Source organism: Apibacter mensalis (assembly GCF_001418685.1).
Lineage (GTDB): Bacteria > Bacteroidota > Bacteroidia > Flavobacteriales > Weeksellaceae > Apibacter > Apibacter mensalis.
Genome location: NZ_LIVM01000010.1, coordinates 67,532 through 91,930, shown reverse-complemented (window position 1 = coordinate 91,930; position 24,399 = coordinate 67,532). Strand labels below are relative to the sequence as shown.

Annotated in this window: 23 protein-coding genes; 15 read left to right on the top strand and 8 right to left on the bottom strand. The window is 31.0% G+C overall.

Features of this window, described 5'->3' with window-relative positions:
- The first annotated feature begins 40 nt into the window (after positions 1 to 40).
- The 6 genes from ASC36_RS08025 to ASC36_RS08000 all read left to right on the top strand — a co-directional run bounded on the left by ASC36_RS08025 (position 41) and on the right by ASC36_RS08000 (position 5,796).
- On the top strand, positions 41 to 652 hold the full coding sequence (locus ASC36_RS08025; protein WP_055425981.1) for an ExbD/TolR family protein: 612 nt from the start codon (positions 41 to 43) through the stop codon (positions 650 to 652).
- Positions 653 to 688: 36 nt separating this feature from the next.
- Positions 689 to 1,225: a biopolymer transporter ExbD gene (locus tag ASC36_RS08020; RefSeq protein WP_055425980.1), complete on the top strand. Its 537-nt coding sequence runs from the start codon at positions 689 to 691 to the stop codon at positions 1,223 to 1,225.
- 15 nt (positions 1,226 to 1,240) lie between these two features.
- Entirely contained in the window at positions 1,241 to 2,083 is an 843-nt protein-coding gene (locus ASC36_RS08015) for an energy transducer TonB (RefSeq protein ID WP_055425979.1), read from the top strand.
- A gap of 189 nt (positions 2,084 to 2,272) precedes the next feature.
- On the top strand, positions 2,273 to 2,959 hold the full coding sequence (locus ASC36_RS08010; RefSeq protein WP_073961249.1) for a succinate dehydrogenase cytochrome b subunit: 687 nt from the start codon (positions 2,273 to 2,275) through the stop codon (positions 2,957 to 2,959).
- Between the two features lie 23 nt (positions 2,960 to 2,982).
- Positions 2,983 to 4,998: a fumarate reductase/succinate dehydrogenase flavoprotein subunit gene (locus tag ASC36_RS08005; RefSeq protein ID WP_055425978.1), complete on the top strand. Its 2,016-nt coding sequence runs from the start codon at positions 2,983 to 2,985 to the stop codon at positions 4,996 to 4,998.
- Between the two features lie 21 nt (positions 4,999 to 5,019).
- Complete coding sequence (locus tag ASC36_RS08000) at positions 5,020 to 5,796, top strand: succinate dehydrogenase/fumarate reductase iron-sulfur subunit (RefSeq protein WP_055425977.1); 777 nt, start codon at positions 5,020 to 5,022, stop codon at positions 5,794 to 5,796.
- Positions 5,797 to 6,078: 282 nt separating this feature from the next.
- On the opposite strand, the gene ASC36_RS07995 is transcribed toward ASC36_RS08000, so the two are convergent.
- Positions 6,079 to 7,203, bottom strand: a complete 1,125-nt coding sequence (locus ASC36_RS07995; protein ID WP_055425976.1) for a GNAT family N-acetyltransferase — start codon at positions 7,201 to 7,203, stop codon at positions 6,079 to 6,081.
- 126 nt (positions 7,204 to 7,329) lie between these two features.
- Here ASC36_RS07995 and ASC36_RS07990 point away from each other — a divergent pair, with 126 nt between their 5' ends.
- From ASC36_RS07990 to cysK, 9 genes are all read left to right on the top strand, one after another.
- Positions 7,330 to 8,034 (top strand): zinc metallopeptidase, encoded by a 705-nt coding sequence (locus tag ASC36_RS07990; RefSeq protein ID WP_055425975.1) that lies wholly within the window; start codon positions 7,330 to 7,332, stop codon positions 8,032 to 8,034.
- Between the two features lie 13 nt (positions 8,035 to 8,047).
- Positions 8,048 to 9,112: a 3-dehydroquinate synthase gene (gene aroB, locus ASC36_RS07985; protein ID WP_055425974.1), complete on the top strand. Its 1,065-nt coding sequence runs from the start codon at positions 8,048 to 8,050 to the stop codon at positions 9,110 to 9,112.
- 165 nt (positions 9,113 to 9,277) lie between these two features.
- Complete coding sequence (rpsF, locus tag ASC36_RS07980; protein WP_055425973.1) at positions 9,278 to 9,619, top strand: 30S ribosomal protein S6; 342 nt, start codon at positions 9,278 to 9,280, stop codon at positions 9,617 to 9,619.
- 3 nt (positions 9,620 to 9,622) lie between these two features.
- A complete protein-coding gene (gene rpsR, locus ASC36_RS07975) occupies positions 9,623 to 9,928 on the top strand; it encodes a 30S ribosomal protein S18 (protein ID WP_055425972.1) in 306 nt (101 codons plus the stop codon).
- Positions 9,929 to 9,947: 19 nt separating this feature from the next.
- Positions 9,948 to 10,412, top strand: coding sequence for a 50S ribosomal protein L9 (rplI, locus tag ASC36_RS07970; protein WP_055425971.1), 465 nt, complete (start codon positions 9,948 to 9,950; stop codon positions 10,410 to 10,412).
- A 121-nt stretch (positions 10,413 to 10,533) separates the two neighbouring features.
- Positions 10,534 to 11,634 (top strand): Nif3-like dinuclear metal center hexameric protein, encoded by a 1,101-nt coding sequence (locus ASC36_RS07965; RefSeq protein ID WP_055425970.1) that lies wholly within the window; start codon positions 10,534 to 10,536, stop codon positions 11,632 to 11,634.
- A gap of 308 nt (positions 11,635 to 11,942) precedes the next feature.
- The gene (locus ASC36_RS07960) at positions 11,943 to 12,719 is read left to right on the top strand and encodes a zinc ribbon domain-containing protein (RefSeq protein ID WP_141656235.1); all 777 of its coding nucleotides are present in this window, start codon (positions 11,943 to 11,945) and stop codon (positions 12,717 to 12,719) included.
- Between the two features lie 333 nt (positions 12,720 to 13,052).
- Complete coding sequence (locus ASC36_RS07955) at positions 13,053 to 13,874, top strand: serine O-acetyltransferase (protein ID WP_055425968.1); 822 nt, start codon at positions 13,053 to 13,055, stop codon at positions 13,872 to 13,874.
- Positions 13,875 to 13,913: 39 nt separating this feature from the next.
- Positions 13,914 to 14,828 (top strand): cysteine synthase A, encoded by a 915-nt coding sequence (gene cysK / locus ASC36_RS07950; protein ID WP_055425967.1) that lies wholly within the window; start codon positions 13,914 to 13,916, stop codon positions 14,826 to 14,828.
- 145 nt (positions 14,829 to 14,973) lie between these two features.
- Here cysK and ASC36_RS07945 read toward each other — a convergent pair whose 3' ends face one another.
- From ASC36_RS07945 to ASC36_RS07915, 7 genes are all read right to left on the bottom strand, one after another.
- Positions 14,974 to 16,680, bottom strand: coding sequence for a phospho-sugar mutase (locus tag ASC36_RS07945; protein ID WP_055425966.1), 1,707 nt, complete (start codon positions 16,678 to 16,680; stop codon positions 14,974 to 14,976).
- 24 nt (positions 16,681 to 16,704) lie between these two features.
- Positions 16,705 to 17,415: a GIN domain-containing protein gene (locus ASC36_RS07940; RefSeq protein WP_055425965.1), complete on the bottom strand. Its 711-nt coding sequence runs from the start codon at positions 17,413 to 17,415 to the stop codon at positions 16,705 to 16,707.
- A 1-nt stretch (position 17,416) separates the two neighbouring features.
- Complete coding sequence (locus ASC36_RS07935) at positions 17,417 to 18,379, bottom strand: glycosyltransferase family 2 protein (protein ID WP_055425964.1); 963 nt, start codon at positions 18,377 to 18,379, stop codon at positions 17,417 to 17,419.
- Entirely contained in the window at positions 18,345 to 18,932 is a 588-nt protein-coding gene (locus tag ASC36_RS07930) for a DUF4199 family protein (RefSeq protein ID WP_055425963.1), read from the bottom strand. Before ASC36_RS07930 ends, ASC36_RS07935 begins: the two co-directional genes overlap by 35 nt.
- Before the next feature lie 185 nt (positions 18,933 to 19,117).
- Positions 19,118 to 20,296 carry a carcinine hydrolase/isopenicillin-N N-acyltransferase family protein gene (locus ASC36_RS07925; protein ID WP_055425962.1) on the bottom strand — a complete coding sequence of 393 codons (1,179 nt, stop codon included), beginning with the start codon at positions 20,294 to 20,296 and terminating at the stop codon, positions 19,118 to 19,120.
- A 10-nt stretch (positions 20,297 to 20,306) separates the two neighbouring features.
- On the bottom strand, positions 20,307 to 20,999 hold the full coding sequence (locus ASC36_RS07920; protein ID WP_055425961.1) for a thioredoxin domain-containing protein: 693 nt from the start codon (positions 20,997 to 20,999) through the stop codon (positions 20,307 to 20,309).
- A 7-nt stretch (positions 21,000 to 21,006) separates the two neighbouring features.
- Complete coding sequence (locus ASC36_RS07915; protein WP_055425960.1) at positions 21,007 to 23,778, bottom strand: TonB-dependent receptor; 2,772 nt, start codon at positions 23,776 to 23,778, stop codon at positions 21,007 to 21,009.
- Positions 23,779 to 24,399: the final 621 nt, after the last annotated feature.

The window sequence follows — 24,399 nt, the reverse complement described above, 5'->3', positions numbered from 1 at the left end:
GGATAAGATTAAAAATTATTTTAAAAACTTAAAAAATAATATGGCAAGAGTTAAACCAAAAAGACACGGTATACATATAGATATGACGCCAATGAGTGATTTGGCGTGGTTACTGTTAACGTTCTTTATCTTGACAACACAATTCAAGCCTAAAGAAACGGTTACCATTGATCCACCTTCATCTATATCCCAGATTAAAGTTAGAGATCATGGAATGATGAAGATATCTATAACATCGGATGGAAAATACTACTTCTCAATGGATGAAGAAAAATATAAAGTCCCTTTACTGGATGCGATGGGAAAGAAGTATGGCATTAATTTTACGGAAGATGAAAAAAGCGAATTTAAAAAATTAACGGATTTTGGGGTATCAATAACCGGTCTTAAGCAATATTTGAATATTCCTGAAGGACGAAGAGAATCAGTGAATGTTCAAGGTATACCTGCAGATAGTACAAAACCTGAAATTACCGATTGGGTTTTTGAAGCTAGAGAAATAGCTAAGAAAGATGGCGATTCATTAGATTTAGGAATTAAAGGCGATGTTAATACCCAATATACTGTCTTTAAAAATCTTTTATCAAGATTACAAGAGAAGAATATGAATAAATTTCAACTCATTACATCTGCCGAAAGTAAACCGGAATAAAGTAATTAAATTAACCCATTAACAAAAAAGAAGAATATGTCAGCAGGCGTAGATACAAGTAATAGCGGAAAAGGGGATGGAAAGGTAAGAGCTAAAAAGATGAACCTTACTGTGGATATGGCACCCATGTGTGATTTAGGTTTCCTTTTAATTACATTTTTCATGTTTACAACCACATTTAGTAAACCTAATATTATGCATTTAAATATGCCACCCAAGGTTGAAATACCTCCTTCAAGTATTCCTGAAATTAAAACCAAGAATTCATTAACCATAATTTTAGGAAAAGGCGATAAAATATATTGGCATCAACAGGAACAGAGAGATTTAAATGCTTCAACTCTGATGGAATCCGACTATTCAAAAGAAGGAATACGTAAAGAAATATTACGAGCTCAGAAACAAGCAGATCAAAATAAATTTACTGTGATTATAAAACCTACAGATGATTCAAGTTATAAAAACTTGGTGGAAATATTAGATGAAATGGAAATTACTAATTCTGATCGATACGGAATAAAAGAGCTTTCTTCAAAAGAGAAAGCGGTATATAAAGAAAAAGTAAATAACTAACGAAAAATTAAAAGAATGGCAGAAAATAATATGAAGTCTTTAGACGACATAGTTTTTGAACATAAAAATAAAGACTATGGAGCCTATTGGATAAGAAATACTGAAAGAAAATATCTGACAAGAGCATTTATTATAGGAACGGCTATCTTTATTGCATTCGTTATGTTATTATATATTTATAATAGATGGCAAGCTAACGGCGGTGAAGTACAAAAAGCAGTAAGTATTGAATTAACGGATATACAAACTCCGGAAGAGGAACAAGAAGAAATTTTCGAACCTAAGGATGAGCCGCCCCCACCGCCGCCCGTTCAGCAAGATGAAGTAGCTCAGGTAAAAATGGTAATTCCTGAGCCCAAGAAGGTTGTGGTAAAAGAAGAAACGGTTCCTAAAGTACAAGATACAAAAGACAAAGCGATTGGGTTAGAAGACAAAGAAGGAAAAAATACAACCGATGCAGCCATATCCCATGGTCCTAAAAACGATGTACCGCCTGCACCTCCACCACCAATTCCACCGGTTGATCCTAACAAAGTATTTACTCAAGTAGATCAAGAAGCAGAATTTAAAGGAGGAGGATTGAAAGAAGTAAGTAAATTTATTGCTCGTTATATGGAATATACGGACCGAGCATTTGATAACGGCACAGAAGGAAAAATAGTCGTACGTTTTGTAGTTGAAAAAGACGGTAGCGTAACCGATGTTCAAATTGCCGGTAAGAAATTGGGAGACGGGTTAGATGAAGTAGCCATTGCGGCTATTAAAAAAACCAGTAAAATGTGGACTCCAGCAAAAGTAAATAATCAACCGGTAAGATCCTATTTCAGAGTCCCTGTGGCATTTAGATTGCCTGATTAATTTTATAAAATATTTATTATAATAAAAAAACTATCTCTATTTTAAGGAGATAGTTTTTTTATTTATATGATATTTAGATGAAATAAATTATTTAGATACATTCTAAAAGATGAAAATGTGATATAAGTCATAACATATAGGATTAGACGTTTTTTAAATTTGTATTCCAAAATTAAACATTAAAATATTATGACAAGATTTTACTCTTCCTCCATAGGAAGAAAGTTTATGATGGCATTGACAGGCTTTTTTCTCATGATTTTTTTACTGGTACATTTAGGGATAAATTTAACTCTATTTGCAGGTAATACAGATTGTGAAGGAAAATTATTACCTAAAGAAGAAGTAATATTTAATCAGGCGTCACATTTTATGGCGACTAATCCATTAATCCAGATTATGCAATATGTGTTAGCTTTTGGATTTATTTATCACATCTTTTTAGGTATTGTATTAACCTTCAAAAATCAAAAAGCAAGAGGAAAAGAGCGTTACGCCGTAAATCAATTTTCAGCAAACACACCTTTTAATTCAAGAACTATGATTTATACAGGGTTGTTGATTTTAATTTTTTTATTATTGCACCTTTATAATTATTTTGTTCCACTTAAATTCGGAACTGTAGGAGATGAATATTTATTAGTGACAGAATTATTTAAAAGCCCTGTTTACACCTTACTATACGTGTTGGCTTTTATATTTTTAGGATTACATTTAAGTCACGGTTTTGCATCTTCTTTCCAGTCAGTAGGGTTTAATCATAAAATTTATACTCCTATTATTAAAATACTGGGAAAAACATATTTTATATTTATCGCAGTTGGATTTGCCGCAATTGCAATTTATTTTTACTTCAAAGGCAATGGTTTAATTTAAATTATTTTTAAGAAAATACTATTATGGGTATAAAATTAGAATCAAAAATACCGGAAGGAGATATCCATGAAAAATGGAAAAATCATAAAGATCATATGCGTTTGGTTGCACCCAATAACCGTGGAAAAATAGATATAATTGTAATAGGGACAGGACTTGCCGGAGGTGCCGCAGCAGCATCATTAGCTGAGATGGGGTATAATGTAAAAGCATTTTGTTATCAAGATTCTCCAAGACGTGCTCACTCCATTGCAGCACAAGGAGGAATCAATGCAGCTAAAAATTATCAAAATGATGGTGACAGCGTATACAGACTGTTTTATGATACCATTAAAGGAGGAGATTATAGAGCAAGAGAAGCTAATGTTTATAGATTAGCAGAAGTATCCAATTCAATTATAGATCAGTGCGTTGCTCAAGGTGTACCTTTTGCAAGAGAATATGGAGGATTATTAGATAACAGATCTTTCGGAGGAACACAAGTACAAAGAACATTTTATGCAGCAGGACAAACCGGACAGCAATTATTACTAGGTGCTTACTCTGCAATGAACAGACAAATAGGCAAGGGGCGTTTACAAATGTTTAATAGACATGAAATGCTCGATTTAGTGGTAATAGATGGAAAAGCAAGAGGAATTATTGCCAGAGATTTAGTTACTGGAGAAATTCAAAGACATTCTGCTCATGCAGTCGTAATTGGATCAGGAGGCTATGGAAATGTATTTTTCTTATCAACCAATGCTATGGGATCTAACGGTACAGCAGTTTGGAAAATACATAAAAAAGGAGCTGCCTTCGGAAACCCTTGTTTTACTCAAATTCACCCAACTTGTATACCGGTTCATGGAGATCAACAGTCCAAATTAACCTTAATGTCAGAATCTTTAAGAAATGATGGACGAATTTGGGTACCTAAAAAATTAGAAGATTCACAGGCTATACGTGCAGGGAAATTAAAACCTACTGAGATAGCCGAAGAAGATAGAGACTATTATTTAGAAAGAAGATATCCGGCATTCGGTAATCTGGTTCCTAGAGATGTAGCCTCACGAGCAGCTAAAGAAAGATGTGACGCCGGATTTGGAATTGAAAATAATGCTACAGGAGAAGGAGTTTATTTGGATTTTTCTTCTTCATTTGTAAAATATGGAAAAGAAAAAGCAAATGAGTTGGATATTCATAATCCATCACAAGAAGAAATTATAAAATTAGGAAAAAAAGTAGTGGAAGCTAAGTATGGAAACTTATTTACCATGTACGAAAAAATAACAGGCGATAATCCCTATGAAACACCAATGAAAATATATCCGGCCGTACATTACACTATGGGAGGAATTTGGGTCGATTATAACTTGATGAGTACCATTCCGGGATGTTTTGTAACCGGTGAAGCAAATTTTTCTGACCACGGAGCTAACCGTTTAGGCGCTTCTGCCTTAATGCAAGGATTAGCCGATGGATATTTTGTATTGCCATACACAATTGCCGATTATTTAGCTGATGATATTCGAACCGGGCCTATTTCCACAGATTTACCTGAATTTGAAGAAGCTGAAAAACAAGTTAAAGATAGAATTCAACATTTTCTTACCAATAAAGGGACTAAAACGGTAGATTATTTCCATAAAAAATTAGGTCGCGTAATGTGGAATAAAGTAGGAATGGCGCGTGATGAGAAAGGTTTGAAAGAAGCTATTTCTGAAATTGAAGAAATTAGAAAAGAATTTTGGAGAGATGTTAAAGTACCGGGATCCGATAAAACAATCAATATGGAGCTTGAAAAAGCTGGTAGAGTAGCAGATTTCCTTGAATTAGGTCAATTAATGGCAATGGACGCCTTAAATAGAAATGAATCATGCGGCGGACATTTCCGAATTGAATACCAAACGGAAGACGGAGAAACGTTGCGTAATGATGAAGAATATTCTTATGTAGCCGTTTGGGAGTATAACGGGGAAGATTTAAATAAAGAAATTCTGCATAAGGAAGATCTAAATTATAAATACATTAAAATAGCAGCAAGAAATTATAAATAACCTGTAAAATAATATATAAAAATGGCAGGAAAATTATTAAACCTAACACTAAAAGTTTGGAAACAAGCAGGAAGGGGACAAAAAGGAAAATTTGAAGAATATAAATTAGAGGGAGTATCTACTGAAAGTTCATTTTTAGAAATGTTAGATATGCTAAATGAACAATTAGTTGAACAAGATAAAGAGCCGGTGGCATTCGATCATGATTGTCGTGAGGGGATATGCGGAATGTGTTCACTTTTTATAAATGGGCGTGCTCATGGTCCCGATAGAGGAATAACAACTTGTCAGTTACACATGAGAATGTTCAATGATGGAGACACTATTGTTATTGAGCCTTGGCGATCAGCAGCATTCCCTGTAATAAAGGATTTAATTGTTGATAGAACAGCATTTGACAGAATTCAACATGCAGGAGGTTTTGTTTCAGTAAATACTTCAGGCAATACAATTGATGCTAATGCAATTCCAATTGAAAAAGAAAAAGCAGATAAAGCGTTTGCTGCAGCAGCTTGTATAGGTTGTGGAGCTTGTGTAGCTACTTGCAAAAATGGATCAGCCATGTTGTTTGTTTCTGCTAAAGTTTCTCAATATGCATTACTGCCACAAGGGAAAGTAGAAGCCACTCGCCGAGTATTAAATATGGTGAGAAAAATGGATGAAGAAGGTTTTGGTAATTGTACCAATACAGGAGCTTGTGAAGTTGAGTGTCCAAAAGGAATCTCTCTTGAAAATATAGCTAGAATGAATAGAGAATTTCTACATGCCAGCATTGTAAATGATATTAAGGCAGAATAATTGTCAAATATTTTGAGTATAATTAGCAGCTCGAAACAATTATTTTGTTTTGAGCTGTTTTTTTAATCTTTGCAGACAATGAATTAAATAGAATTATTATAATTATATGAGTCAATTAATTAACTATATAGTTAATTATAAAGAATGTATACCTTCTCTATACATCCTATTAAAGTTAAATTATTTAAGTAATTAATATACGTATAGGAAGAGAATTTATTAATAAATATTACACGTTAAAAAATTCTTCCACATTTATAAGAAAGATGAAGACAGAGAATTTCAAATAGTTTTATAATATGTTTTTCTTCTTTTATGATTGATGGGGTTATAATCTTTCCATAGTAATTGAATACTTTTATTATCGGCCAATTCCGGATTTGTTTCCAAATATTTAACTCCTTTATTGTTAAATAAATCAAAGAATTCTTTTAAAACTATAGCAGTAATTCCTTTCTTTTGATAATCGGGATGAATTCCTATTAAATAAAAATTCGCCCATTCATTATTTTTGGAAGCTCTAAATAAATGATACCAACCCAAAGGAAATAATTTACCCTTGGCTTTTTGTAGAGCTATAGAATACGATGGCATGGTTATGGCAAATCCAACTAATTTATTACTTTCATCTGTAATGCAGATGACATAATCCTTATTAATAAAAGGAATATATTTTTCTTTATAATATTTTATTTGTTTCTCAGAAAAAGGCACATAAGTAGGTAAAATTTTATACGTATCATCTAATAATTGAAAAATTTCGTCTGCACGATCCATTAATTCGTCTTTAGATTTAAACTGTAAAGATTTTAGCTTATATTTTTGTTTTAATAATTCTGAAAATCTAATGACCTTATCAGGCAGTTGTTTAACCACTTCAATATAAAATTCTACCCATTCATTCGATTCAGTAAATTCTAATTTCTTAAAATGATCATGATAATAAGGAAAATTATAAATGCCGATCATAGTAGCTAATTTATCGTATCCTTTACTTAAAAATCCTGCTTTATCAAGATTGGTGAAACCAACCGGTCCCTCAATTAGATGAATATCATTTCCCTTAGCCATTTCATAAGCTTTATCCAGGAGTTTACGTGTAATTTCAAGATCGTCGATAACATCAAACCATCCGAATCGTAATTTTTTTATGCCTAAACATTTTTCTTCGTTTTTATTAATAATCAACGCAATTCTTCCTACAATTTCATTATTCTTATAGGCAAGATATTTTTTACAAACTGAAAATTCGAAAACAGGATTTTTATTTTCATCGAAAATTGCCATTTCTTCTGAAATAAGCGCGGGGACATAATAAGGATTATTCTTATAAAGTTTATTGGGAAATGTTACAAAATTTTTTAAATCTGATTTAGTGGTAACCTCGTTAATTATAATTTTGTTCATGCAATGTTTGATTTACAAGTCTTTTTGGTTTTACAACTAAAAATTTATAATTTTAGCAAATATACTTAGTATAAATTAATTTTAAAATTTGCAAAAATAATAAGTCTAATAAGAATTTAAACAATTATGGTAAACGATCCGATTTATTTATTAATTACAGCAATTATTTTCATAGTAAGTATGATTGTTCAAGGGCAATTAAAATCAAAATTTGAAAAATATTCCCAGACTAGGTTATCTAACGGGATGAGCGGTAAAGAAATTGCAGAAAAAATGTTACGAGATAATGGGATAACCGATGTTCAAGTTATATCAACTCCCGGAATGTTGACAGATCATTACAATCCGGCCAATAAAACCGTTAATTTATCTGAAGGTGTTTATAATCAAAGATCCACGGCAGCAGCTGCAGTTGCCGCACATGAATGCGGACATGCTGTTCAACATGCCGTTGGATATTCTATGTTACAATTACGTTCCCAGTTAGTACCCATAGTAAGCATCAGCTCCAATCTCTTACAATGGGTATTATTAGCAGGAATAGCCATTATGGCGTTTTCCGGTAATACCTTAGTATTAGGAATTGGGGTAGGGTTATTTGCCATAACAACACTTTTCGCATTTATAACCTTACCCGTGGAATATGATGCCAGTAATAGAGCATTAAAATGGTTGGAAAATAATCATGTAGTTCAACCAAGTGAGCATGATGAATGTAAAGATGCTCTAAAATGGGCAGCCAGAACTTATTTAGTATCTGCTTTAGGTTCTTTAGCTCAATTGATTTATTTTGTCATGATACTTTTAGGAAACAACAGAAGGAACAACTAACTCGTCAATTTAAATGAATCAGAATTTTATAAATCCCATATATTATGGAGATGAAGGAATAAAAGAAATTAATAAATATATTCTTAGTAATAAACCTTCTAAAATAGTTTTTTTGGTTGATGAAAATACTCATGAGCTATGCTATCCAAAAATTATAACTGAAATTGAAAGTCCTGCTGAAATTGAAATTTTAGAAATTGAATCGGGAGAAAATAATAAAAATTTGTATACATGTTTAAATCTATGGGAGGCATTAACAGAACTGAAAATAGATAGAAAAGCTTTATTCATAAATGTGGGAGGCGGGGTGCTTACAGATATGGGAGGATTTATAGCAAACTGTTATAAGAGAGGAATTCATTTCATAAATATACCAACCACGCTTTTAGCAATGGTAGACGCATCTATTGGAGGAAAGACTGGCGTTGATTTAGGTAGTCATAAAAATCAAATTGGAAATTTTGTTTTACCTCAATTAGTTCATGTTGATGTTGGTTTTCTAAGCACTCTTTCTAAAGAGCAAATTTTAAGCGGATTTGCAGAAATAATAAAACACGGATTAATAGCTGATAAAGAATACTGGAGGAAAATAATTCAAATAGATGAAATTACACCTGAAAATCTGGAATCATTAATAAAAATCAGTATCGAAATAAAAAAGGCAATAGTTACTAATGATTTTACTGAAACAGGAGTAAGGAAAATATTGAATTTTGGTCATACTGTTGGTCATGCAGTGGAAAGTTTCTTTTTAGAAAATAATTCTCCTATTTTACATGGAGAGGGAGTAGCCATGGGAATTATAGTAGAAAGTTACATATCTATGAAAAAAGGTCTTCTTTCTTATTCTGAACATGAGGAGATCAAGCCATATATTTTTTCTTTGTTTCCCAAATTAAATCTGAAGAAAGAATATTTTGATGATATTTTTTTATTTATGCAAAACGATAAAAAGAATATTAACAATGAAATTAAATTTGTTTTGTTGGAAAAAATAGGACGAGCTGTTTATGACATTTCTGTTGAAAAAGAGCTGATTAAAGAAGCTATTTATTTATACATTGATCATAAAAAATGATTATGGTTTAGTTAGTTTGTCGAAAAAATATAATGCAACTAAATATCTTTAAAAAATATATTTCTTTTTTTTAATTATATTATCATTTACTCCATTTGATTTTGGTAAATCAATAAAAATCTATACATTTGCATTTCGAAAAAAACAATTAAAAAATTTTGATCAATGAATCATTACGAAACTGTTTTCATTTTAACTCCCGTTCTGTCTGATTCTCAGGTGGAGGAAGCAGTTAAATCATTTGAGACTTTACTCAAAGAAAACAATGCAACTATTGTAAACCAGGAAAACTGGGGATTAAAAAAATTAGCATATCCAATTCAATTAAAGAGAAATGGATTTTACAATCTGATAGAGTTTCAAGCTCCCGGTGAAATTGTTAATACGTTAGAATTAGCATTTAAGAGAGATGAAAGAGTATTAAGATTCTTAACTGTGAAATTAGATAAGCACGGAGTAGAATGGGCTAGAAAAAGAGAAGAAAAAGTTAAATCATTAAAAAAATAAGACATGGCAATTGATGAATTAGCAAAACAGGCAGCAGGAGGAAATGTCAGTGAAGTAAAATTCTTAAGTCAATTAGATATTGAGACTAAGACAGAAAAAAAATATTGCCGTTTTAAAAAATACGGTATAAAATACGTTGATTATAAAGATCCTGATTTCTTATTGAAGTTTGTGAATGAACAAGGTAAAATTCTTCCAAGAAGACTTACCGGTACCTCTTTAAAATTTCAGAGAAAAGTATCTCAAGCAATTAAAAGAGCAAGACATTTAGCATTATTGCCATATGTTGGAGATCAATTAAAACCTTAATTTAAAGAAAAAAGAGATCATGGAAGTAATTCTTAAACAAGACGTTGAAAATTTAGGATTAGAGTTTGACGTGGTTAATGTAAAACCGGGTTATGCTCGTAATTATTTAATACCTAAAGGATTTGCTTTGCTGGCAACACCTAAAAATAAAGCAGCATTAGAAGCTACTTTAAAAGAAAGAGAAGCAGAAGAAGCAGCTCAAGTTAAAGCAGCTAAGGATATTGTTGCTAAACTAAAAGAAGTAGTAGTTTCTATTCCCGCAAAGGTGGGTGCCGGAGATAAATTATTTGGTTCTATCAATAATTCAGACTTAGCAGAAGCATTGACAAAAGCAGGAGTAAATATAGATAAAAAATACATAAAAATTCCTGGAAATACTATTAAAAGATTAGGGAAATATTCAGCTAAAATTCGTTTACACAGAACAGTTGAATATGACTATTCTTTCGATGTAGTTTCTGACGGAATTTCTGCTGAAGAATAATATATTTTATTAAGTAAATATAAAACTAAAAAACTGATAGTTTAACTATCAGTTTTTTTATTGTTTTTAACATTAGGCTTATTTTTTTAATCTTAACTTTGATAAGAAAATTATATAAAATATGAAAGTAGCAGATGTCACAGAACTTTTAAAACAACTGGCGCCTGAATCAAATGCAGAGAGCTTCGATAATGTAGGCTTATTAGTTGGAGACCTTCAGACAGAAATATCGAGCATTTTAGTTACCCTGGATTGTCTTGAAGAAGTGGTAGATGAAGCAATCCAAAATAAATGTAATATGATTGTTACTTTTCATCCCATAATTTTTTCGGGTATGAAGTCAATTACCGGTAAAAATTACGTCGAAAAAGCACTTATTAAAGCCATTAAAAATGATATAGCTATCTATGCCATTCATACTAATTTAGATATAGCTAAAGAAGGAGTTAATTTTGAAATATGTAAGCGTTTGCATATTAAAAACAGCAGACCATTAATACCCAAAACTAAAAGTATAAAAAAGCTGCAAACATTCATACCTTTAACGCATTTTGCCGAAGTACAACAGGCTTTATTTAAAGCCGGAGCAGGAGAGATCGGGAATTACAAAAATTGCAGCTTCCGAGTAGAAGGTACCGGAACATTTTTACCTACAGAAAATACCAATCCTTTTATAGGTCAAATAAATGTGGTTGAAGAAGTACAAGAAGTAATGGTAAGTGTCACATTTGAAGACTTTAAACAAACAGCCATACTTACGGCGTTGAGAAGCTCACATCCTTACGAAGAAATAGCTTATGAAATTTTTACTCTGGATAATCCCAATCAAGATTTAGGAATGGGAAGAATAGGGGAATTGGAAACCCCAGTAACTGAAGAAAAATTTTTATCGTTTCTTAAAAAAAAATTATCAACTCCATGTATACGCCATACTAAACTGAGAAATAGATTGGTAAAAAAAATAGCTGTTTTGGGTGGGGCAGGTAGCTTTGCGATAAAAAATGCATTAGAAGCTGGTGCGGATGTATTTATTACAGCAGATATTAAATATCATGAATTTTTCCAAGCCGAAAGTAAAATTCTTATTGCTGATATAGGACATTATGAAAGTGAACAATTCACTAAAAACTTAATACATGATTATTTATCTGAAAAAATTAATAATACCGTTATTTTGATATCAAAAATTAATACGAATCCGATAAATTATTATTATGAATAGATTATTATTCTTAATTTTTTTCTATAATTGTCACGATTAATCTTTTTTTAATATAAACATATAACTGTTTGATTAATCAACTATTATTAAAAGAATATAAGTATACATACTAAATTTTTTTAATAAACGATATTTTAATATAAAATAATTACTATATATATTAAATTATAAAATTAATATAACTCTTGAATGTAATGTATGGAGAGCAAATGTTTCATTATATTGAAACATATTATAAAATTTAGTAACTTTGTAAACTCTAATATGATATAAAAATAAATTCTAAAATAATTTTAATCAACCCTATGATAAAGAAAAAAGCAGATAGTACTACTGTTGAAGAAAAATTGAGAGCATTATATGATTTACAAATCATAGATTCTCGCCTGGATGAATTGAGAAATTTAAGAGGAGAGTTACCTATTGAGGTGGAAGATTTAGAAAACGATATAGCTGGTTTGGAAAAACGAATAGGGAAAATAGAAGATGAAGTGATTCATTTAAATAATGAGATTAAAGTAAAAAATGAATTAAATAAAAATTCAGAGGCTCAAATAAAAAAATATAAAGTACAGCAAGATAATGTACGTAACAATCGGGAATTTGAAGCATTAACTAAAGAAATTGAATATCAGGAGCTGGAAATTCAATTACAAAATAAAAAAATAAAAGAAATTAATGCTAAAATTGAATTTAAAAAATCTCAGATAGAAGAGCAACGTACTAAATTATCTAATTTTCAAGAACATCTTAAATTTAAGAATTCCGAATTATCCAATTTGATTAAAGAAACAGAAAAGGAAGAGAATTTTTTGTTAGAAAAATCGGAAGAATTTGCTTCTAAAATCGATGAAAGGTTATTAAATAATTATCATCGTATAAGAAAAAGCTCTAAAAATGGATTAGCTATTACCAGCATCGATCGAGGTGCAGTGGTAGGGTCTTTCTTTACTGTACCTCCGCAAAAACAAGTTGAAATTGCTTCCAGAAAAAAAATTATTTTGGATGAGCATAGTGGTAAAATTCTAGTAGATGAATATCTGGCAGGAGAAGAGCAACAAAAAATGAAAGATTTATTAAAATAAGATAAATCGTAATTATTATAAAAAAAAAGACCTATTTATTTAGAAATAGGTCTTTTTTTTACTTCAATGAATATGTCAATTACAAGTTATTAAAATATACAAAAATTTATTTTTAATCGTAATAAGATAAGTAATATATCAGATAATATTTCTTAATTTATATTTTATTTATTAATACTATATTGGTCTGTTATTTGACCATGTTTTAAAATTATTAATAATAAATTAGGGTTTAAAAATATTTTTATAGATTTGTTTATCGCAATAGATAGTAAGAAACAAAGATTTATTTAAGATTCTCCTGCATAAATCAACTATAATTCAAGAATAGTTATGAAAAAGAAAATAAACGAGATTATAGATAGACTTGAACTTTACCCAATTTGTTTGCCTATAAATAAAAAAGAACTAGAGCATGTAATAAAAGTATTATTTTCAAGAATGTTTCCGGTCTGTGATAGAAAAAATCGTCATAAAATAGCACAGGAGCTCAAAACTGTTTATAAAATCTTATTGGATAATATTTCTATAATTATGAATTCCATCGCTGCTGAATCAATAGTAAATAATTTTTTCAATAAAATTCCTCTAATACAAGAAAAACTGTATAAAGATGCCCAAGCATTTTATGAAAATGATCCGGCGGCAGATTCTTTGGAAGAAGTCGTTTTAGCATATCCCGGTTTTTTTGCCTTAGCTGCTTATCGTATTGCACATGAGTTTCATAGGCTTGAGGTGCCTATTATACCTCGTATTTTCTCAGAATATGCACACGCTAAAGTAGGAATTGATATACATCCCGGAGCACAGATAGGAGAAAGTTTTTTTTTAGATCACGGTACAGGAACAGTTATTGGAGAAACTACCATTATTGGAAATCATGTTAAAATTTATCAGGGAGTGACTTTAGGAGCTTTATATGTAACTAAGAATCTTTCTAAAGTTAAAAGACATCCCACTGTTGAAAATAATGTGGTAATCTATGCAGGGGCTACTATTCTAGGTGGAGATACTGTCATAGGGCATGATTCGATAATTGGAGGAAATGTATGGCTTACGAAATCAATACTTCCTTATACGTTGGTTTATTATTCTTCGGACATGAAAATTAAAACTGTTAAGAATTTTAAAGAACCCATTAATTACGTAATTTAAAAATATTTATTAACCATAAAACTTCAAAAGCGTATCGTCATGAAAATTAATACTATATTAGAAGCAATTGGAAATACTCCTCATGTGAGATTACAAAAAATATTTCCCGATCATGAAGTGTATATTAAATTAGAAAAGCAAAATCCCGGAGGAAGCATTAAGGACAGAATTGCCTTGGCAATGATAGAAGATGCTGAGAAAAAAGGAATTCTAAAGCCAGGGGGAACTATTATAGAACCTACTTCAGGCAATACAGGAGTGGGGTTGGCGTGGGTTGGAACGGTTAAAGGTTATAAAGTAACATTGGTTATGCCGGAATCCATGTCAATTGAACGAAGAAGACTTGCCGCCGCCTATGGTGCAGAATTAGTTTTAACACCTAGAGAAAAAGGAATGAAAGGAGCTATTGAAAAGGCAGAAGAATTACAAAAAAATACACCTAATTCCTTTGTTCCTCAACAATTTAAAAATCAAGCTAATCCTAGAATACATGCACAAACTACTGCTGAAGAGATTATTCAAGATTTTCCTAATGGAATTGATATTCTAATCACCGGAGTGGGTACTGGCGGACATATTACCGGAGTGGGTGAAGTGCTGAAACAAAAATTTCCTTCCGTAAAAATATATGCAGTGGAGCCCACTGAGTCTCCTGTAATTGAAGGAGGAACTCCGGGTCCTCATGCTATTCAGGGAATAGGAGCCGGATTTATACCTGAAACTCTGGATACTAAAATACTTGATGGTTCAATACAAATTACAAAAGACGAAGCTTTTAATTATGTAAAGCTTTTGGCTAAAAAAGAGGGAATTCTAGGAGGAATATCCACCGGTGCATCTTTAGCGGCAGTGGCTAAAAAAATTCAAGAATTACAATTGCCTTTCAACTCAAGCATATTGACTTTCAACTACGATACTGGAGAAAGATATTTTTCTGTTGAAGGATTGTTTTAAATAGGTAAAATCCTGGAGAAACTTTTATGAATTAAATTAACAATCATTTTTCATTCAATAATCAATAATTTTTAGTTTACAAAAAAACAAAAATAATTGTAAAAAAAATTCCGATACTATATCGGAATTTTTTTTACTTGTATAATTATTTTTCTAAAAATTCTTTAATTTTTCTAATTTTATTTTTTGCATGGCTTAATTTGTTTTCAAATTCATCACTGGATGATAAAGTGTCTTGCACAGAAAAATAGAATTTAATTTTTGGCTCAGTGCCTGAAGGTCGACAAGCTAATTTAGTGCCTTTATCTGTGAAGAAAATTAAAACATTCGATTTTGGAATATCGATCGTAGTTTTTTGACCGGTAATCAAATTTAAAGAAGTTGAAGATTGATAATCATCTAGTTTAACTATTTTTTCTCCAACTAATTCTTTAGGTGGATTACTTCTGAATTCTTCCATCATCTTAGCTATTTGCTCTGCTCCATCTTTACCTTTTTTAACGATTGAAACTAATTCTTCATAGTAGTAACCCACTTTACTGTATACTTCGATCAGCTTATCAAATAAGGTTTTTCCTTCATTTTTAGCTTCCTGGGCAGCCTCACAAGCAACCAAAATTGATGAGATAGAATCTTTATCACGAACAAAGTCGCTTGGCATAAAACCGAAGCTCTCTTCACCTCCACAAATAAATTTTTCTTTTCCTTCAGCCTTTCTGATTAAGTCTGCAATCCATTTAAATCCGGTTAAACCCACTTTACATTTTACTCCATAATGGTTTGCTAAAGGGAAAAATATGTCAGAAGTAACAATAGTAGAACCAATAAATTGCTTACCGTCAATTTTACCGTTTTCTTTCCATTTTCCTAAAATATAATCTGTAATGACAGTATTAGTTTGATTACCATTTAAAAGTACTAATCTACCGTCTAACCCGCGTACGGCTACTCCTAATCTGTCTGCATCAGGGTCTGTACCAAAAACGATATCTGCGTTTTGTTCCTCAGCATATTTTAAAGCTAATGATAACGCCTCAGGCTCTTCAGGATTCGGTGATTTTACGGTAGGAAAATCTCCATCAGGATTTTTTTGTTCCGGTACGATAAATACATTTTTAAATCCAGCTTGAGCTAATGCATCGGGTAAAATTTTTATGGAAGTTCCATGTAAGGAGGTATAAACGATTTTTAAATCTTTTTTACCTTTTAAATAAGAAGTATTTTCAACCGCGGCATCAATAAATTTTTTATCGTCTTCAGCACCTAAATAAGTAATTTTGGAATCATCACCGTTAAATTTAATATCAGAAAATTCAACCGAGCGTACTTCTTTTATAATTGCTGAATCATGTGGAGGAACGATTTGTGCACCGTCATTCCAATACACTTTATAGCCATTATATTCAGGTGGATTATGAGATGCTGTCAATACAATCCCCGCATCGCATTTTAAGTTGCGTACCGTGAAGGATAGTTCCGGCGTTGGACGGAATTCTTTATATAGATAAACATATATTCCATTAGCTGTAAGAACATCAGCTACCAACTTAGCAAAAGTATCACTATTATGTCTCACATCAAATGCTATGGCTACTGTAATTTTTTTATCCTGAAATTGTTTATGCAGGTAGTTTGCTAAACCTTGTGTAGCTTGACCGTATGTATATTTATTTAACCGATTTGTACCTATACCCATAATTCCACGCATACCTCCCGTACCAAATTCGAGATTTTTATAAAAAGCATCATCCAGTTCTTTGGGATTAGAATTAATTAAGTTTTGTACAGCCTTTTGAGTTTCTTCATCAAAAGGAGGCAGCAGCCATGTTTTCGCAATTTCTAATGAATTCATATAATAAAAATGTTAATTTTATAATTATTTAAAATTTATAACAGCTAAGTCTTTTTGTTGGATGTCCTTAGCCGGATTACCAATGACAGTTAAGCTCGAATTGTCAGATATTTTACCTGTCAATTTGCTTTTAACATTTATTTCTGCCTTAGCAACATCGGAAAGCTCAATATTTGCTTCAGAAACTTCCAGGAATGGAGCCATAAAATTGCTTGTATCTTCAGCAGTTAAATTTAACGCATTGCTTGTTCCTTTTAAGCTAATCCCGGCAACATCGTTTACATTCACATTTAGTTCATCTACAACTATAGTATTGGCTAAAAATTTGGAAACATCGTATAAATTAATTGTTAATTTTGAAACTCTTAGTTGAGAGTTTATATCAACATTTACCAAATTATGTATATCAAATTTTTCAATTTGTGGATTGTAAATATAAATATTATAGAGATCAGAATCTTTGACATTGTTAGTTTCTGATAGGGTTAATTTTCCATCCGAATTTTCAATTTTTAAATTTTGGATTAAGTTCTTATACGATTCAATCACAATCCTCGGATTATTGCCATCGAATAAATAAATAAGCCTAAATGTGCCATTAGCGGAAATTTCCTTGATTGGACTTATTTTTATTTCCTTATTAGTTATTTCACCTTCTCCTTTAATGGAATGTGAACAAGAAAGTAAAAGTATAGATAAAACAGATAAAACGCTATAATGAAATAATTTTTTCATATTAATTGATATTTAAATATTGTGAAACTGTATAATCATCTTTTTTACCACGTTTTAATTGAACGATTAATTCTCCTAAAAATCCGGCAATAAATAATAAAGTACCTAAAATCATCATAGTTAAAGCTATATAAAATAGAGGATCGTTAGTTATCAGTTGAGCCGGAATTTTTTTCCATACTTTTAATAGTTTATTGATTCCCAACCAAGCAGATGAAATAAAACCGATAATAAACATTAAAGTACCTATAAAACCAAAAAAGTGCATGGGCCTTGTTCCAAAGGCGGACATAAACCAAACGGTAATCAGATCGAGAAAGCCGCGAACGAACCGATTGGCACCAAATTTTGATTTTCCATAAAGTCGCGCTTGATGGGGTACTTCTTTTTCAGTTATTTTTGTGAATCCTTCGTTTTTTGCCAATACAGGAATATAGCGGTGCATATCTCCGTGTACATCGATGGCTTTTACAACTTCATACCTATACGCTTTTAGACCATTGTTGAAATCATGCAGTTTTACGCCTGAAGTTAATTGGGCGGCCTTATTAAATAATTTAGAGGGAATATTCTTTGTCAAAATATTATCATATCTTTTTTTCTTCCAACCGGAAACTAAATCGAATCCATCTTCAATAATCATTTTCCTGAGTGCAGGAATTTCTTCAGGAAAATCTTGTAAATCAGCATCCATAGTAATTATTACTTCTCCTTTTACGACTTTAAAGGCCGCATTTAATGCTTGTGATTTTCCGTAATTTTTGGCGAATTTAATTCCTTTTACTTCCGGATAGAGCTGACTGAAATTGGAAATGATTTTCCAGGATAAATCGGTACTTCCATCATCTACAAAAACTATTTCATAAATATAGCCTTCTTTTTCACAAACAGCTTGAATTCGATTTAGTAATTCTTGCAATGATTCTGCTTCATTGAGTAGGGGAATGACTATAGATAGTTGCATTAGATATTCTGGTTCTAAAAAATATTGACAAAAGTACGGATATTATAAAGTAAAAAAAGTATAATACACTTAAAATAATACTTGAATTTTTAATCGTGAAAAAGGATTCATTACGGGAAATCCTTACTTTAAGATAATTTACGTACTCATTATATTTCAACGTAATTTCTTCCGAAGGATTTTGAATCGATTCATATTCGGAATTAAGATTTTCCAACATTTTATTTAATCCTTGATCCTGTAAAAGTTGTTGTGCATTCAGGTCAATATAGTTGAAAAATAAAGCAATAAGCAGGTAAGATAGAGTTCCTCCTATAAACATAGTCGTAAATGAATATTGCAAACACTTTAAAAATGAAAGTTTTTTATAATTTGTCAGTTTATATAATAATACTATTGAAACTAAGGTATATAGGGCAGGAAGAACAAAAAAATTAACTTGAATACTAATAATATAATAATTAAATCCTATGAAGCAAAAATATACAGCAAAAAATAAAATAAGCGTAATTGCTGCCAATAATAATCCGTATTGAGTAGGTTTATTTTTCATATCGATATGAAAGCAAATTTAATGTTTTTTGCCATAATCGAAAAAATATACTAGTTATATACTTATAAAATGGTTAGATTCATAGGATTAAAAAAGTACACCTGTACAAAATTTAGTAACTAAACTTATTTAAATTTATAACAGGTGTATTAAAAAAATATTTAAATCGGTAGAACTATTAGTTTTTATTGGGTTAATGGAAAATATTTATCATGGATGTATTTATCGACCCAAGAATAAAAATTAATCAATTCTTTATTATTTATTTTGTCTTCAATTCTCCATTCATTGAGTAATAGTTCCGATTGTTCCATTATTGCATTTTCAATTGATATGAGTTTCGGTATAATTGATACTAAGGTGGGCACATGGATATAATCTGATCCTTCACCCTTTTCTATGGGAAATAATTTCTTTTTTATCGTACTGGCCCATTCATCCATTAGAGTAGTGTTGTATAAATCAGCAGTTAGAACTTTAGGGAAAATTTTATTGAAATTTAGCCATAAGGGTATGGCAACAGAACCCAGCGAAGTTCCTAAAATAGTCCAGGCAGTAGTTAGCAAAGGTGATTCAGTTTGTTTAACTCCTTGAATTACTACAACGGATGCGGTATAGTAACGAGGAATAAAATCTCTAAAAGCTGAAAATTCCTCACTATATTTAGTCAGATCAACTTTTGTTAAACCATGAATTAAAGATCTGGAAACATTTTGTAAAAAATATTTCGGTGTAAGAGAATTAGTTAGAGAGGCTGAATATAATAATTCCTGTGCACGAAGGAATCTGCTATATCCTTTACCACCTTCAGATTTACCTGAAAAAGAATAGTTGGTGCGTATAATATATCCTAAAGGTGCAATGTTAGGGTTATTGGCATCGTATTTAACAAAACCTAGATTGCTTGTTTCATAATAAGCAGCACCTCCTTGAGCATCTATAACTCCAAAGTTAGAACTTAAGCGTAAGGGCTTAGGAAGATGAATAAGTAAGTTTTCAAAGTCTTTGAGGGTGGAACAGCTTTCCAGTGCGAGCCTCATTATTTCTCCATCTTGTCTTTGGTTCTCCTTAATTTCCGGATAATTGAGATTATAACTGTCTGAATTCATGATGGCAAATCCTGCACTGTTATGTCCGTTCAATATATTTTTATTGTCTTTATCATCAGGATTTGTCATTCCTATGAAAGAATATTTTCCATGATTGGAATAAACCATCCGACTATGAAGCGTAGTAGTATCCCTATTTTTATATAATAAAGGTCTTCCATCAGGGGTGGCTTTACCCGATATAACGGCAGTAGTACAGCTAAATCCTATATTAATTGAAAAAATTAAAATATTTATAAGAAAACATTTTTTCATAAGTAAAACTTTAATTTAATAATTTTTCAATTTTTTGTATAAGTTCTTCCTCGTCAATCAATCCTACTTTTTCCCATTGCACTTTTTGGTCTTTATAAGCTATTAATTTAGGAAATCCATCTTGGATATAGGGTTTAGCTAAATTTCTATTCTCATCGCTGTTTATTTTAATAATTTTAACTTTATTTCGGTATTTTTCAGCTAAACTTTTAAACATGGGTTCCATTTTTAAACAGGGTCCACACCAAGGAGCATAAAAATCAATCAGAACGATGTGATCGGAAGAAATCATTTTTTTAAATTCTTCTTTTGATATTTTGTCTTTAGTCTCTCCAACAATCGGCAGATTTTCTCTTTTCCATGCATTAATTCCTCCTTTTAGGTCATATAATTGGGTAAATCCCAGGTTTTTAAGTGAATCAACCGTCGAAGCAGAACGTCTTCCGGATCTACAATAAATTAGGTAAGTTTTGGAAGGATCCAGTTTACGTATTTTATCACTAAAGGTTGGGGTTCTGTAATCTAAATCTATAGCATTTTTAATATGTCCGGTTTGGTATTCTTCAGGTGTGCGAACATCTAATAGTACTATATCCGAGCTCTTTAGCTTTTGCAAAAATTCTTTGGGTTCTAAAACCGAATTCACTTGTCCGGATAAATATAATCCGAAAAGTATTTTAAAAGTTACAATAATTTTTTTCATGATTCTATTAGAGATTAAAATTTAATCGGGTAAAAACGTAACGACCATTAAAACCAAATTGGCTTACATATCGAGAATAAACAAATTGTCCTTGGTTACTATTAGCTTTTTTGGTTATTTTTTCAGGATAGCAATTAAACAGATTAGTTGCGCCCACAGTTAATTTTAAGAAATTTGTTAATTTATAGGTTAATGAAGCATCGGTAATCCACCTAGGGTTATAATATTGTTGATTTGAAATTGTATTAGACGGTTCCGTAACTCCACCAAAATAATTATTTCTTAAAAATAAATTCCATTTTTGTATAGTATAGGTAAGTGAAATATTGAATTTATGATTTGGTATTACATTTTCTAAATAAACTTTGCTGGAGTTACTGAAGTAGATATCTTTTTTATCCTTTAATAAGTTTGAGGTATGTATGTTACCTACTTGTTGTGTATAAGAAATAGTTCCGGCCAGATCCATAAACAATTTTCCCCGCCCTATATTAGTGCTATAAGAGAGGACTGCATCTAAACCTTTAGTTTCCGTATCGACGGCATTTGCAAAAAATCGAGCTTTTTGAGCTCCTGCCTGTTGTAAGATTTGATAGATTTCTTTTTCTGAAGGTGATCCGTTCGGATCTCCGCTAAACAGGTCGGTATAAACAATCTTATTGTTGATTCGAGTAAAATAGCCATCAAGACTAAAATTAAATCTACCAACCTTTGCAGAAAGCCCAGCACTAAGACTTCTGGATTTTTCAGGCTTTAATTTTGGAATACCAAGAAGTTGGGCTATTTTACTATCATTAGTAAAAGTCCCTACCTCATACATATTCCCATTTACATAAGAAGTTCCCGTACTGGAATAATATTGTTGTTGCAAGGAAGGAGCACGAAATCCTGTACTTCCCGATCCCCTGACATTAAAATATTTGAAAAATTTATAACGAAAAGCTATTTTTCCGTTAACGGTCGAACCAACTTCATTATAATATTCATATCTTCCGGCAAGATCAATCAGGAAAGATTGGTTAAAATTGATTTCTGCATCTGTATAGGCTGCCAGGGAATTTCTATGGGAATCTGTTGCATTTTGTGGAGAAAAACCGGTATTTCCTTGAGCCCCTCCCGGTACCGGTAGTTTACCATCCGGTCCGAATTTTATAGGTATATTACCTTTACTATCCGGTATAATGGAAATACTGCCATCGTCATTGACTATTTCTCTACCCATAGCATAATTTGCATAGGATGCTTCTTCTCCCGCAATAATTTGATATTTCTCGTACCTGTATTCTCCTCCCCAAGCTAGTCCCAACTCTGAAAGCCAATTAAATTTTTTTGACATATCTACATTAACAACATTTTGTGTAAATTGTAATTTTCCTCCCTGGAAGGTAGTCGGAGACTTTTCACCTAAAGAAGCATTCAACGTGTTTTTAGCTTTATTATTAAAAATATTTTGTCCGAAAGTATTACTAATTTCCATTTTCCAACTCAAGAATGTTCCTTTTACGCCAACGGTGGCTGATCTGTCATAAATGCTAACTTCCGCTTGTGGTCTAAAGCCTTGAGGATATATGGATTTTACATTGTTTTCAGAATTTGGGTATCTGTAAAATTGAGATGCAATGCTATTTCTATATCCGAATATTCCAAATGAATATAATTCTGTATTATGATTTAAGGGTAAAGAAGCATTGTAAGCAAATTGACCGTTAATGGCCTCTGATTGGCCTATAATAAGACTATAATTCCGACGATTGGTATGGGTACTTTCAAGAAATTGATCGGTTTTATCTATAGTAATACCACTTGAATAATCTGGATATATAGATCCTTGATAGATTCCTCCTCTGTTGGTTGGATTTCTTCTGTCAAAAGTTGCGGAAAAGTTTATATATCCTCGTCCTTTTACATGCAATGGTATACCATAATTTAAACTCACCTGTACAGTTTCTCCATCCTTTGAAGTTTTACCTTGAGCCTCGTTTTTACTTATATATTCTCCGGCGGTAATAGTTGCACTCAATTTTTTAATGGAATTTTTCAGGATAATATTAATCACCCCCGCAACCGCATCATTACCATACTGAGCAGCAGCTGCATCTCTTAGTATTTCTATTCGATCAATAGATGAAACCGGTATAGAATTTAGGTCTGTACCTACAGTACCTTTACCAAAAGTCCCGTTAACATTTAATAAAGCTGAATTATATCTTCTTTTACCATTAACTAATACTAAAACCTGATCCGGAGTCAATCCTCGTAATGATATAGGGTCAATCATATCTGTTCCGCCTCCTAAAGATTGAGTAGTTGAGGTAAAAGATGGTGCAACATAGTTTAAAATTTGATTGACACTAACTTGTGCACCATTTTCCGCTATTCTTTTGATATCAATAATATCTACTGGAGTAGGGGATTCCAATAAAATTCTTGGTTTTAACCGCGTGCCTGTTACTACTACATCTTCTATAGTATAAGTTTTTATGGTAAAATTTACAATTTTTTGTATTTCGTTATTAATGGGTATAATTTCGGATATTTTGTCCTGTTCGGGAGTGGTAACTATAAATTTATAAATTCCATTCGGAATGGTAATTTCATACTTACCATGAATGTCGGTTATTGTTTTTAGGCCATTTTCCTCAACAAGAATTTGAGCTCCTTTTATTTCTTCTTTTTTATCATTTTGCACTATTCCTTTAACAAGGGTTTGTGCAGATACAAAGGAATAAAAAATACTAAAAAACGCTACAAAAGTTTTACCTGTTAAAATTTTTTTCATGAAAATTTAAATAATTATTACACTAAAAAATATTTCCTACTTAACAGGTAGGAATGATGTCAAATTTAAAAAAATTTATTTTATATTATTATGTATTTATAAATAAAATTTTATATTATTTTTTATTATTGATATAAGTATATGAAAATAAATACTTTGTGTATTTTAAATTAATAAATAATAGATTTAAATTACATTATTGTAATTGTATTAATTAATATATAAGTATGTAGTTTAGTTAATTAAATGATGAAAAATACCTATATGTTTATTCTTTTATATAATTTTTTAAAGTTTAATTAAAAAAAGAGTTATGATTAAGAATTCGAAAAATTATTTACTATTTTACTTGGGAAATAGTTTTTAAAAGATAAGTGCAGGAGTATTTAAATGTAAATTAATTTTCATACTGTTGTACTATTTAACAAAAAAAGACAATATTTTCCAGATTTTAAAATTTAATTCAGTAACATTTTCATAGTATTACTAGAGGTTATGTAAATGAGTCTGAAACTATATATTATGATTATTAAATAAGTAAGAACAATATAATTATAAAGGTATAGAAAGTTCTCAACTTATAAAATGCCTTAGAATGTAGTTTATTTCCTACCCTTTTTT